The organism is Tychonema sp. LEGE 06208 (genome assembly GCF_015207505.1).
Lineage (GTDB): Bacteria > Cyanobacteriota > Cyanobacteriia > Cyanobacteriales > Microcoleaceae > Microcoleus.
In genome coordinates this window covers 1-14319 of record NZ_JADEWT010000018.1, presented here as the reverse complement: position 1 = coordinate 14319, position 14319 = coordinate 1, and the positions used below count along the sequence as shown (strand labels likewise).

At 45.3% G+C, this 14319-nt stretch carries 6 protein-coding genes; all 6 read right to left on the bottom strand.

Annotation, left to right across the window (positions count from 1 at the left end; all coding sequences use genetic code 11):
• Positions 1-101: 101 nt before the first annotated feature.
• Complete coding sequence (locus tag IQ263_RS07200) at positions 102-1874, bottom strand: adenylate/guanylate cyclase domain-containing protein (protein WP_194066829.1); 1773 nt, start codon at positions 1872-1874, stop codon at positions 102-104.
• Positions 1871-2266: a response regulator gene (locus IQ263_RS07195; RefSeq protein ID WP_194066828.1), complete on the bottom strand. Its 396-nt coding sequence runs from the start codon at positions 2264-2266 to the stop codon at positions 1871-1873. Before IQ263_RS07195 ends, IQ263_RS07200 begins: the two co-directional genes overlap by 4 nt.
• 556 nt (positions 2267-2822) lie before the next feature.
• A complete protein-coding gene (locus IQ263_RS07190) occupies positions 2823-8867 on the bottom strand; it encodes an ATP-binding sensor histidine kinase (RefSeq protein ID WP_194066827.1) in 6045 nt (2014 codons plus the stop codon).
• A 162-nt stretch (positions 8868-9029) separates the two neighbouring features.
• Positions 9030-9788 (bottom strand): ribonuclease HII, encoded by a 759-nt coding sequence (locus IQ263_RS07185; RefSeq protein ID WP_194066826.1) that lies wholly within the window; start codon positions 9786-9788, stop codon positions 9030-9032.
• Positions 9781-12150 carry a ribonuclease E gene (gene rne / locus IQ263_RS07180; RefSeq protein WP_194066825.1) on the bottom strand — a complete coding sequence of 790 codons (2370 nt, stop codon included), beginning with the start codon at positions 12148-12150 and terminating at the stop codon, positions 9781-9783. Before rne ends, IQ263_RS07185 begins: the two co-directional genes overlap by 8 nt.
• A gap of 1157 nt (positions 12151-13307) precedes the next feature.
• Positions 13308-14319: TIGR03936 family radical SAM-associated protein (locus tag IQ263_RS07175; RefSeq protein WP_194066824.1), on the bottom strand; the 1012-nt coding region annotated here is incomplete at its 5' end.

Genomic DNA, 14319 nt, shown 5'->3' with positions numbered 1-14319 from the left:
CGCGGTTTCAACCGCCGAATCATAAACGGGGTATGTTACTAACAACTAACAACTAACAACTAACAACTAACAACTAACAACTAACAACTAACAACTAACAACTAACTAAGACACCTATCCCAATAAATTTGAGCCACCTTATCCCCCGGATTTTGTCGCCAACAATCCGCAAAAAGTTCCCCAGCTTCCCTAAAATTATTCATATTGTATAAAAACAAAGCCTCAGCAAACAACCGCAAATTAGCCAACTTTCCCGCCTTAACTTCCGGCAAATCCGCCTCAAAAACTTCATAAACAGTCACCCATTCAGACTTCCCCTTAACCTGAACCTTATCAATTACCCGAATTGCATAATCAGCAGGATTTGTCAAGCGATCGAAAGTCTGTTGAGTAATTAACAGCGACACCCCATAATTCTTCGTCAAGCTTTCAATTCTAGAAGCCAAATTAACCGCATCACCAATAACAGTACCGTCCATCCGGCTGTTTCCGCCAACAGTACCCAACATCAAAGAACCAGTATTAATTCCCACCCCAATCTTAATCGCCACATCGTCCGCAGCAGCGCGCTGTCGATTGTATTCAGCAAGACTGTGCAGCATCGCAATTCCCGCTTTCACAGCATCATCCGCACCCTCACTAAACAAAGCCATAATTGCATCGCCAATATATTTATCAATAAACCCCTGATTTTCTAGAATCAGCGGTCCCATATAACTCAAATATGAATTGATAAATTTGAAATTTTCTTCTGGTGTCATCTGTTCCGAAAGAGTCGTGAAATCGCGAATGTCAGAAAACAGCACCGACATTTCCAACTCCACCGCATCTCCCAATTTAACATCAACAATACTGTCACATCCCAAAAAAGATAACAACTGATTGGGTACAAAACGACTTGTCGCCTCAACGATATCTAATTCTGCCTCCAGTGAAAGTTGCAAACTGCTATTGACCTCAAAAAGCTCCTCCATGAACTTTTTGCGCTCAGCCTCAGCTTCTTTGCGTTCTGTGATATCTAAAAGAGTGTTGATAGCATATACAATTTTGTTCTGCTGCTCGTAAATCGGGGAAGCATGAATTTCTAGGGGAATAATCTTATTTCCGTGCCGGACTTCTAAATCGTCAGCCATCGAAGTTTCGCCCCTCAATGCCCGAATGACGGGCAAGTTTTCCACAGGGCAAGGTTCAAGACTTCCTGCTGGATAAACTTGATAAACCTCTGACAGTTTTTCGGCTGGGAGTTCAGACACGACTCCTTTGTTAAATATCTCTTTTGCTTTTTTATTGATATAGTAAACTTGGCCATCAGCATTCAGCACTCCTACGCCGATCGGTATTGCTTCCAAAAACTGCATCAAACGATTTTCGTTCTCGTGGAGTGTCGCAATCAGTAGCGATTGCTCGCGGTTTAAATCAGCCAATTCCTGATTCATTTGCTGAAGCTGCGCGTTTTGTGATGCCAGAAGTTGATTTTGCCGATAACTATTTACTGCTTCTTTTACCGTCAAACTCAAGTCTTCTTGTTGCCAGGGTTTGGCTAGATAACGATATAAATTTGCATTTTTGATGGCATTGCCCACCGCCTCAATATCTGCTTGCCCTGTCAGCATAATTTTGATAGTTTGGGGCGAAAGTAGGTGGACTTGTCTTAATAGTTCATCTCCCTTCATCTCAGGCATGATGTGATCGGAAATAATTAACGGTACTTCATACCCATCTAACAATAATTCTTCAAGCAACTCTAATGCTTCCTCCCCACCCTCGGCAATTTCGACCAGATAAGCATTGCCGACAGTTTCTTGGAGTTCTACTTTGAGGCTCTTGAGTACAGTGTTGTCATCATCTACACAGATTATTACCTGTTGTTTCATAACTTCAACAAACCAGATTTTATAGTTTCCAGTAAATCGGCTTCCGACCAAGGTTTAGATAAGCAGCGATGGAGATTAGCCTGCTTTTTTACTCTGTCAACTGCTACTTCGTCAGCTTGACCGGTCAGCATAATTGTAATAATATGGGGGTATTGTTTGTGAATGCGTATCAGTAACTCATCTCCCTTGATACCAGGCATCAACCAATCAGAAATAATCACAATAACGCTAGTTTCTTCGTCATATAGTTCGCCGATAACCTCTAACGCCTCTTCAGCATCTTCGGCTCCTTCATAGGTGTAGGTATCCCCAAATTCTGCTGCTAGCTGTGTACTGAGACTATCTAACACCATTCTCTCATCGTCAACGCATAAAATAACTGGTTTAGACATTTATTTTTTCTACTTCGTAAGTTTTTATTAGTAGGAAAAGTAGTAAAGTGTATTAGTATGCCCGATCACATTTTAAGATGCTACTTGGCGATCGCGCTGGCGACCGTTACCTTGGTTTTTTACCAAAATACTTGCTGACAATCCTCTTGGCAGAGTTCAAAACCCCGTTTCTTGGTTTAAGTGCGATCGCCAATTAAATGCCACGAAACAACAGATCTCCAAGTTCTCTCCCCTCCCCAGTCACCGAAACCAAGAAATCTAAATGCGTAGCAGCTTAGCCGAGCATAACGCACCGTACAGCGATTTTACCTCGATTCCCGGTAGAATCCGAGTTATTGTTCTCAAAACGCTTTAACTTTTGCCATCCTCCCAATGGGGTAGATTGCAGATGGGATGGAACTAAATAAAACCCCACCTACTTACTGCGTTATATCGTTTGCCACATACTTTACCTCCTTATACAGCGGTTCTCAAGCGTCGTGAGGTATGCCCGGTTTGGCCGGTTTGGCCGGTTTGGCCGGTTTGGCCAGCGGCACCTAATCTTTCGCTTGAAAGGCTATACACCACTTATTGGTAGAAAAACATTAAATGTAGTTTGACCGGGAATCGATTCCACTTCAATCTTTCCCTGATGTTTTTCAACAATCTTCTTGACAATATCTAGTCCCAAACCGCTGCCTTCTCCCGGAGGCTTAGTAGTAAAAAATGGGTCAAATATTTTCTCTTTTATCTCCTCTGGTATGCCCTTACCGCTGTCACTAACACTAATCTTAGCCTGCTCGTCTTGTGTTGTCACATCAATAGTTAGCGTCCCCCGATAATCCATTGCTTGCAAAGCATTGTGCACCAGATTTGTCCACACTTGATTCAGTTCGTCGGGATAGCACAGTATCGGCGGAATTTCGGCATATTTTCTAACCACCTCAATACCTTGTTTTAATTGATTTTGATAGAGAGTTAAGATAGTTTCTATCCCTTCTGCAATGCTGGCGCTTGTCTTGGTACCAGACTGTTCGTAGCGGGCATAGGTTTTCAAAGCAAAAACAACTTTTGATGCTCTATCTGTGGCTGTGTTAATAATGGCAATACCTCTTTTTAATTCTGACAGTTTGTATGCAGCTTCTACAAGATGCAAACTGTCCGGTCTTTGCAGCAGTGGTAGAAAAGTTTCGATTCGCTCGTAGACCCCCATCATGACTAATCTATCGGCCACAGTATCGGCACTCTCAATCTCTAATATTTCGAGTTGGCTTCTTAAAGCTCTCTTTAATTTGCGTTCTTCTTTGGTTGATAAGTTTGTAGATTGTTGGAGAGAATACTGAAGTAATTCTAAAAAATTCTGTCCAGCTTCTGGGGAGAGAGATTGAAAAACTGCGGGCAATTGTTCGAGAGCTCGATCCAAGAACTTAGAAACATTGCCCGCACTGGAACGAATTGCACCTAGGGGTGTATTAACTTCGTGGGCAACTCCGGCTACAAGTTGTCCTAAAGCTGCCATTTTTTCTGATTGAATCAATCCTTCTTGGGTGGCTTTGAGTTGTTGGAGAGTATCGCTGAGTTCCTGATTTTTTTGGTGCAGAGCTAATTCTGCCTGTTTGCGATCGCCAATTTCTCGGCACACCGCGTGCAGAATTTCTTTTCCATCTAAAGGAATTACTGTCAGCAATACTTCTACCCAAAAATCTTCTCCATCAGTGCGGCGGTGCATCCATTCAAAGCGGTGATTTCCTCGATCGAAAGCCAGGGCTGTCATGGCTTCAGCTTTTTCAAAAGAGTTTCTACCGTCAGGTTGAAACTCGGGGGAAATTTGAGCCGGATGCAGAGAAAGAACCTGTTGTTTGTTCGTGCAACGCATCATTTTGACTGTGGCGGGGTTGCAGTCAATAAAAGTGTTGCCATCTAACAGCAAAATAGCATCGGCAGATTGTTCGTAAAGTTGTCGAAAGCGAGCTTCTGACTGCTGGAGTTCTTGGGTGCGCTCTGCTACTTTTGCTTCTAAGTTGGCATAGAGTTGGGCATTTTCTATGGAAATTGCCGCTTGCGAGGACAAGATTTTTAAGACGGCTAATCTGTCGGGAGTAAATGCACCCGTTGTCAGGTTATTTTCTAGGTACAGAATTGCGATCGGCTTTCCTTGATGTTGAATCGGCAGACACAAAACCGACTTTGGTTGATGCTGGATGATATAATAGTCAGCAGCAAATATAGCCTCAGTAGTCGCATCGTTTATTACGCAGGTTTCTTGGGTGCGCCAGACATAGTTAATAATTGCGATCGGAATTTCGTTAGAGTCAAGAACGTGAGTTGATTTTAGGTTGCAAAATTTACCACTAACACATTGAGCAGCGACGAAAAATGAATCTCCTTCTATCAAAATCATAGAGCCCTTTTCGGCTCCCGCATTCTCCATCATCACTTGCATCAAAGTGGAGAGCAACTTATCGAGGTTGATTTCTCCTGACAGTGATTGAGATGCTTTGATTACTGTTGCCAAATCCAGAATTTCGGAAACACCTGAACTGCTATTTGTAACAACAGTTCCAGTCATCATTGGGGAAATTGTATCACTTGTGTTGAAGCTGATTTTTTGACTGAGAATCTTAGCAAGTAATTGGGGATAGCGTTTTTCTAAATCGTCAATTTTTGCCTTAGCTCCCCACCGCGCGTAAGCGTAATAGGCTTCTGTTAGGTATAGTTGGGCGATTTTGTCTTTTCCCCAGCCGAGATAGAATTTGGCAGCGAGTTCGTGGGCTAGGGCTTCTTCGTTGAGATAACCGTTTTCTTTGGCGATGGAAATGGCGCGATCGTACATTTCCATCGCCTCTAATTTTTTCGCTAAAACTCGATGTCTTTCTGCTTCTACTAGATAAAATTTATGTAGATAATTCATGGGGGCATGATGTACCCATATTTTCATTTTCTCCTGATTGGTCATTACAGTTTTGAGGATTTGTTGTTGTTCAAAAATCTCTACATCGGGATACACAGCCAACTTAGAAAGAGAATTGTAGGTATAAAAAATAGGTACTAATATCGAAGCTACTCCTGCATCTAAATACTCTTCGGCTCCAGCAGAATACTCAATTGCTTGTTGGTAGTCATCAAAAAGATAACAAAGGATTAACTTATTTAAATAGAAGTAGTAACACGCTATTCTGTAATTATTTGCAATGTAAACCGGCAACATTTGAGATTCATCACAAGCTGAACCGATTAAAAGGCAAGGATTTTCTGTCTTTCCCAGCAAGTTTAATACAGCTTGATGGTGAATTTGATGTAATTGAAGAATGCTATCCTGATTGATCTTTGCCAAGGCATCACTGTAGGTTTCAAGCTCTAGTTCCACGCTTGATAGCTCGGCAGAACCGCTAAAGTACAAAAGGTAACAGTACCTTTGTGCGGAATAGCCAGCGTGTTCTAAATCCCCGGTTTCTAAACCACTAAAGTAAGCAGATAACAGAGGCTTTAATGTTGTTTTGATATGATGTTTCCAATGCTTTGTAAAGTAATTTACTACAAAGAGCGTCATAGCTCTAAAAGGCTTAGCATCGAGTTTTTCGAGCAAATTTAGTGCCAGTTCTCCAAATTGATAGCCCGTTTCTAACTCTCCCATAACTCCGCACAGAATGAGCGCATAATTTGCATAGGCATGAGTATGAGTTGGTGCATTACCATATTCAATGGCTAACTGAATCTGTTTAAAAGTAATCAGTGGCAACAAAACTGGAGTCACCATGTAGGCAGCAGGACAGAGTTGTAACAGCATCTGAGTTGCTGCCAGTTTTTGGGGGTCACTCATGTCGGGTAAATCAATTAAGTCCTGAATAGATTTTCCTTGTAAAGCCAATTGCGTCTCTGCAAAAGCCCGGGGAATTTCTGTCGGTTCCGGATCTTTAGGTAGATATATCCCCAAGAGTTCGAGAATGTCTAACCCAAAATTTAAAGATTGTTTGATTTGGTTCTGCGCTTTCAAAGCTTGAATTTGAATTTGATAAATTTTAATTTTATCTAAGAGCGTCTTTGAATTTTGGATAACTATTTCTGCTAATTGCTCCATTTGCTCAAAATCACCGTTCAAATACATCGCCTCGGCGGCTTGTTCATATAGTTGCAAAGTCAGCTTGTAATGGGTCTGCCAACACTCAATATCTAGGAGTTCTATACCAATATTTAAATACTTTTTAGCAGCCTCGTAAGCCGTGGAAGTTTTAGCTTTATGTCCGGCTCTTAAATTTAATTGAGCGAGTTCGTCCCGTTCTGTTTGATGGGTAATTAACTCCATCCCAATATTCAACTGGTTGACAATATCAAAAATCTTCTCTTCTTTTTCTGCTTCTGTAGGAGCGGTGCCGCCGTGCCCGCCCTTCCTCAACAGCAGTTGTCCAATTTCGAGGTGGGTGGACTGTTTTTGGGATTCGGGAATCAGAAGATATGCTGCTTGCTGCACTCGGTCATGTAAAAACTTGTAGGGAACCGATAACTCCGACGCTGGTGCAACTTTAACAGATTCCGAGTCCTGAAAAAACTTGTAAACTTCAGTAATCGGTATAACTAACCCTTCTTGCAAAGCTTTCCACAAATCAGCCGCTGTCTCACTCTGAGATTTTTCGTGAACAATTGCTAGAGTTGCTAAGTCAAACTCGTTGCCAATACAAGCTGCAAGTTTCAGAACATTCTGGGTATTTATCGGCAACTTTTGCAACTGAATAGCCATAAACTCGACCACATCATTGGTAAAAGCTAGGGTCTTAACTTGAGCAATATCGCATTGCCACCCCCCCATTCCCCCCCCTTGGTAAGGGGAGGGAATGAGGCTAAAATCAAAGGATATTAACCCATCTGCGTACAGAGATTTGAGAAATTGAGTAGCAAAGAAAGGATTGCCTTGAGTTTTGGTGAAAACCAGTTCTGTCAGAGGAATTGCCCTTTCTAGTGGACAAATCAGGGTATCAGCAATCAGGCGATTCAGGGAAGGTTGGTCTAAGGGTGCTAACGTAATTTGGTTGAGTGTTGCCGAGTCTTTGCGAATCTCATCCAATGTCAGCATCAGTGGATGGGCGGGAAACACTTCGTTATCGCGATACGCTCCCATTAACAACAGATAGCGGGTATCTATTTCACTCATCAACAATTGCATTAGCTTCAATGAAGCGGAGTCGGCCCACTGCAAATCATCTACGAAAATCACTAAAGGATGTTCTTTTGTTGCAAACAGTCGGATGAATTTTTGAAATAATAGATTGAAGCGATTTTGAGCGGCAGTTCCTTCTAGTTCTGGCACTTTTGGCTGCTTGCCAATTAGTCGTTCTAATTCTGGGATAACATCAATAATGACTTGACTATTTTCGCCCAAAGCCTCTAAAATTTTGACTTGCCATTTATGCACCTCAGTAGCACTTTCGGTGAGTAATTGCTGCATCAGATTCTGGAATGCCTGCACCCACGACGAGAAGGGAATATCGCGCTTAAATTGGTCAAATTTTCCTTTGATGAAGTAACCCCGTTGGCGGACAATGGGTTTGTGAACTTCGTTAACCACGGCGGTTTTGCCAATCCCGGAAAAGCCCGCCACCAGCATGATTTCGGAAGTACCTTCGCTGATGCGATCGAATGCCTCTAATAGCGTCTTAAGTTCGTTTTCTCTACCGTAAAGTTTTTCGGGAATGGTGAAGCGATCGCAAATATCCCTATTTCCCAAATCAAATTCGCTAATTTTCCCGTTGTCTTGCCATTCCTGCCAGCATTTTTCCAAGTCGTAGCGCAATCCAGCAGCACTTTGATAGCGTAACTCTGGAGTTTTTGCCATCAATTTCATGATGATTTTATTGGTCATTACTCCAATAGCTGGAACTAGCTCGATTGGAGGATTTGGCATCTTGGCAATATGACAGTGAACTACCTCCATTGGGTCAGTTGAGTAAAAGGGTAATTGCCCTGTTAGTAGCTCGTAAAATGTAACTCCCAGCGAGTAAAAATCAGTGCGGTAGTCGATACCTCGATTCATTCGTCCCGTCTGTTCGGGAGACATATAAGCTAGGGTTCCTTCTAAGACGTTGGGATTTTGGATTTGCTGGTTTTCTCTGGGTAAAAGAGAGGAAATACTGAAGTCAATTATTTTTACTTCTTTGGTTTCCGGGTTAATGATAATATTCTGGGGCTTGATATCTTTGTGAATAATTCGGTTGTGGTATAATCCTTCTATGGTTTGGACAATCTGAATCGCGATCGGCAGAAATTCATCTAGCGGTAGGGGCGAAGTATCGGGGCAGGAAACCTCAGAATTACTTGATAGGATATTATCTAATTGCTCTGGATTAACAGTATACTCAGCAAGGGAAACACCGCCAACATCCTGCATTACCAGAGCAAAAGCATTGCGGTAGTTTAAGAGTGCAATGGGTTTGACAATTCCCGGAAGGTCAAGATTTTTGGTAATGGTGTACTGATTCCGAAACTGCACGAGTTCGCTAAAAGTGGGATACTCGCTCAATAGCAGTTTGATAATTACTTTTTGGTTTGACTCAGAAAGTCCTCGATAAACCTTGGTTCTAGAGCCATTGTAGATTTGCTCATTGATGCGATAGCCGGGAATTTTTAACATATTATCAGTCCTGGTCAAGAGGTTAAATAAAAATTTAATAGATGCTACCGGAGGCTGAAGCGATAAGGTGCTCATCGCGCACCCTCTAGAATAGAGTTTATGCGCCCAGGACTATTAATTGGAAATTATTGATTTTTCAAATTTTATATAATCGCGCTGGAGTTAGAGAGGTTTTTCGTTGTTATTGTTAAATTTTTGACAAGGGCTAAATGATAAGCGGTGAAAGACAGACGCACCGTAGCGTTCCAAAGCCAATTTATGTTTAGCTGTTCCATATCCTTTGTTATTTGTCAAGTCATATTCGGGATACTTAACAGCCAAGCGCACGATTAATTCATCGCGCCAAACTTTGGCGACAATACTAGCAGCGGCTATCTGAATCGATCGCGAATCACCTTTAATCATCGTCTCTTGTGCGATCGCCAAATTGGGGATTCTTTGATTCCCGTCAACCAAACACAAATCCGGAGTAACCTTCAACTTCAAAATCGCCCGCTTCATCGCCAACAAAGAAGCTTGCAAAATATTGAGGCGATCGATTTCCCGCACCGAAGCCACACCAATTTGACAGTCAACAGCCACAGCCCGGATTTTCAGTGCTAACCGACTCCGGGCTGCGGCACTCAACTGCTTGCTGTCGCGCACCCCGCAACTTGCTAATTCATCGATAACTTCGTCGGGCAGAATGCAGGCGGCCGCCACCACGGGCCCGAACAAAGCTCCCCTTCCTACTTCGTCCACACCAGCTATTATCTGAGTCCGAGAGGGGGATTGGCCTTCGGCTTCGCTCAGGCTAGAGAGGGGGAGATTGGGGGAGGGGGAAAGATGGAAAGATGGGAAGAGAGTAAAAATTTCTACTTTTTTGTTCTTTGTTCTTCCTTCTTCCTTCTTTCCTCCTCCCTCTGACTGGAGATCAGTCATCTACAACAGCAGACGAGCGACGGCGGCGGCGGCGGTTGATCGCTGGCTCTTCGGGTTCGCTGGATTCGCTGGATTCGCTGGATTCACTTGATTCATTCGACTCGTTTGAGTCATTGGATGTCAAAGGCTGATTCAACTCGCTTGACTCATGGAATTCGATCGACTGCTCGAATTCGATCGACGGCTCCGATGCTCCCCATTCATTCGATTCGTCCATCCCATCGCTGGTTTCCTCCACGTCGCCAGCAAAATCATCCATGAGGTCGATCGAACTTGCACCGTAAATTTCAACCTCATCATCAAGATCGAGATCGTCCTCATCATCCTCATCACCCTCAGAAAATACAGGCTCAACTGCCGATATTTCTGCATAATAATCGGCTTCCTCAGCCTTCTCTGCTGGCGCGGGGGGTTCAAATTCAAATTCGAGCTGCTCGAAAGACGACTTGTTCGGCGGCTCTCCGGGGAGTGTCACCGAAACGATCGCATTCTTAGGATTTTTTACACCGCGATCCGTCATCACCAAAGGAGAAACTCCCATCAGAGCATAAACATCCTGCTCCTCGGCTGTCATTTCCACCGAAATCATTTCAGGAGGCTCCACCATCGGCTTCATCAACTCAGACTTAGTTGGACGCACGCGATCGAAATCCTCGCGCCTGCCAACAGCAGCCATATTCACCAGCCCGAAGCCCTCGGAAGCGGCGCGGATGCCGGGGGGTGCGAGATACTCAGAGCGCGTCTCCACGACGGGCGCGCTGTTGGTATTCGGCAGTCGCAACTTGTTGCGTACCGGTTCCTCCTCGGCTACAGCAAAAGGCTCTTCGCCAATTCGGCGACGGCGGCGGCGTCTGGTTCCGTTCCCCAAATCCTGATAGCTGGGATGGTTGAGCAAGTCCAAAGACGAGGCGTTGCTGCCGGTCTCAAAATCCAAACTTTCGCTAGACGGTTCCCAAGCAGCCCGAGCTGGTTCGACGGAACGTTCTTCTCTTACTGGTGCAGGAGTTGCAGCCGCCGTAGGTGTCAGGCTGCGGCGTTCCAATCCTTCTGGCAAATTCAACAAAAGGCGGTTGGAGGAACCCACAGTGCGATCGGGCGATTCCCGCACGGCACCGGCGATATCGTCTTCGCCGGGGAGGTGTACCAAATGCCCCAACCCGCTGCAAGTCGGGCAACTGTGGCCGAATAACTCGTAAATATTTTGACCTTGGCGCTTGCGAGTGAGTTCTACCAGTCCCAATTCCGACAGTTGAGCGATTTGCGGCCGAGATTTGTCTGCTTTGAGAGCTTTATTGAAATGTTCCAGCACTTGCAATTGATCGCGGCGGGATTCCATGTCGATAAAGTCAACAATAATTACCCCGGCAATATTCCGCAGCCGCAGTTGTCTGGCAATTTCGGTTGCTGCTTCGCAATTTGTCCAGAGTACAGTTTCGCGAGCTGTGGCCGATCGAGTAAACGAGCCTGAGTTGACATCAATCACCGTCAGGGCTTCAGTCGGCTCGATGATCGCGTAACCGCCCGAAGGCAAATCTACCCTCGGTCTGAGGGCTTCTCGAATCGCAGCGTTGACGCGGAAAAATTCTAAAATCGAGGCGCGCTCTCGGTGGTGGTCGATCAAAACTCCTGCAGGAAGTTTACCGCCGTTCCAGCTCATCAACTGCTGTTTGACACGCTTAATGCCATTTTGCGAGTCCACCACAATCCGATTCACGTCACCGCTGAACATATCCCGGAGTACCCGCTGGATAAAATCGTCGTCGCGGTTTAGCAGTGCTGGCGCTCGGGAAGTACCGCCTTCGAGTTGAACGGATTCCCACTGTTTTTGCAGCACTTCCAAATCTTCCATGATGGCTTCTTCGGTCATGCCTTCGGCTTCGGTGCGTACCAGCAGCCCCATCCCGGCCGGTTTCACCAAAATAGCTAGGGCTCTGAGGCGGTTGCGCTCGGCTTCCGACTTGATCCGGCGGGACAGATTGACTCCCCGGCCGTAGGGCATCAGTACCAAATAGCGGCCGGGCAGGGTGATATTGCCTGTCAGCCGGGGGCCTTTACTGCCCGTCGGTTCTTTCATCACCTGTACCAGCACTTTTTGCTGGGGGGTGAGGAGTTCTGTAATTGCTCCTGCCGATCGTTTGAGCCGCAGCGGGCCGAGGTCTGTGACGTGCATGAACCCGTTGCGTTCTGGGTCGCCAATATTGACGAAGGCCGCATCTATCCCAGGGAGTACATTCTCGACAATTCCCAAGTAAATATCGCTGACTTGGTGGCTGCCTGTGGCTACCACGAGTTCTTGAATTTGATCTTCGGAAAAAACGGCAGCAATGCGATGCTGCTCTGCTATAACTATCTGCTTTGTCATTCAATTTCCTCAAAAAAATGGCAGCAAATTAGAGACACTTACGCACGCTCATAGTGCCTCTTACTTTGACTGTAATTATTAGTAGTAGCAGGAAGAGTTATTAGCTGTGAGTTGGTTCAGGGTGGAATGACTGTTAACTGTTGACTGTTGACTGTTAACTGTTAACTGTTAACTGTTAAGTTAAGAGGGCGGGCCCGCACCATCCACCGCCCCTACTGACTGTTGACTGTTGACTGTTAACTGTTACAGATACAGTGTTTGAATCCACCCGATCGCAAGTTATGAGTTATGCTTCGCAGACTGAGCTGGAAGATAGAAATAAGGACGTTTTTACCGAGTTATAAATATTGAATTTTGATTGGTGAATTGCAAACTCTCTCACTCAATCTTCAACACTTCCAACTCTTCCTTTGAACGAGCGTGAATAAATTCAGTGACTCCGTACCAATTTCTTAACACACAACTTAACACTACGAACTGATAACTCCGCTTGCGTGGTTGAGGGCTGGTTTTGAGCAAAAGTTAAGTAGGATTGAAAGCGCGTAGACTTTTGTTGAATTCTTGCGGGATAGCGGTCAACTTACCCCAGCTTGACATTCTTCGACTGCGACTTTTGCCTGTGCCAACCCTAAAACCTCTTGATTCGATTTTAGATACTTCGACTTCGCTGTAGAAGTTTGAGATACTTCGACTTCGCCGTACAAGTTTTAGATTTACTCCACAGATGAATCAGGGAGCAGGAGCTAGAATCTAAAATCTCAAATTTTTGCTTCTTTACGACGTTTGTCGAGAGCTTGTCTCTGTTTTCCGATCGAGGTCAAAAATATCTATTGTTGAATACCAGCAGAGCGGCTTGAACCGTGAGATTTGTGAGTAAGCCGACAATCGACCATGAGTCGATCGATCGAAATTAATCGCTAAATTTGGTTCAGGCCCGGCTCCTGCGGGTTTGGCACTAGATTTAGCCGGTCAACGTACAAAAAGGCTTAAAGTCTTGAACAGAAGCAGTTTCACCCAGCCCGCGTTGCTGGTTGACTCTTAGCGACGAGCGACTAAAGCGCTCGAGCCGCTGCGGCTTCCATAACAAACAATTATAGCTTAAGCGACACATCCCGATCGATAGCCCTAGTGAAATATTTCACCAGGGCTTCCCTATCTTAACAATAACCTAGGATTAGCTGACTGCGCTGAACTTGCAGAAGCTGAATTTCCTGCCCGCTGACTTGTTCGAGCATGAACACAAGATGTTCGGGCTTGAGCAAGTTGCCATCGCTGCGACAACTGCCGGTATAGCGCAAGACTGCTCTACCTTCGGATGTACCGCCACAGTCAGAGGCGCGGATTGCTGGTAGCTGCTCTACAAGTTCTAGTTTGTGCAGCCGATCGCGCAAATTGACATCCTTAGTTTTGCCCGACTTAGTAGTGTGTACCCGCCAAAAAGCCTCTGTTTCGGCGATCGCCCCTACCCAAGCTTCCCAGTTAGGGCTAACAGCGACAGAGACAGCAGCCAAATTTTCACCTTCAAAATCGCCATTTTCTGCCAGCGGGCCTGTTGCTGCCACAGTAACGATATACTCAGCGGCTTCTAACAACTGGTTAGCAGAAGGAGCTTTGAGGTCGATCTGTTCCACCTTGTAAATCGGGATATTTTCTGGCAGAGTCGCTACCATTTTTTCCCGAAAAACCTCAATATCGATCGGCCGAGAAAGCTCAAAATCCGCAATTTCCCCTGTGCTAGTGACACCCAGAGGCAGAGCGTTTGCCACAGAAATCCGAGGATTCGGGTGAAAGCCGCCAGTAAACGAAATCGGCAAATCGGCCCTGCGGACAACTCGATCGAACAATCGCAGCAAATCCAGATGACCAACCAAAGCCATATCGCCCACCTTCCCGAACCAAACCCGAACCCGCTGTTTCCGTTCTGTATTCGGCACAAACTCCCCAGCAAACTCAGGAATTGGCAGCGCATCAACTACCACATTGTGTCCGAAATCCGTGCCGCAAACCCCGCAGCGCGAACACCCTTCAAAGGAACAGTCAGGAACCGTCGCCGCTTCCAAAGCATGAAGCAAGTCAATTTTCAGCCAGTTTTTATCGATCCCCGTGTCTAAGTGATCCCAAGGCAAAGGTCGATCGAGGGAGAGGGGGAGAGTGGGGGAGGGGGAGAGG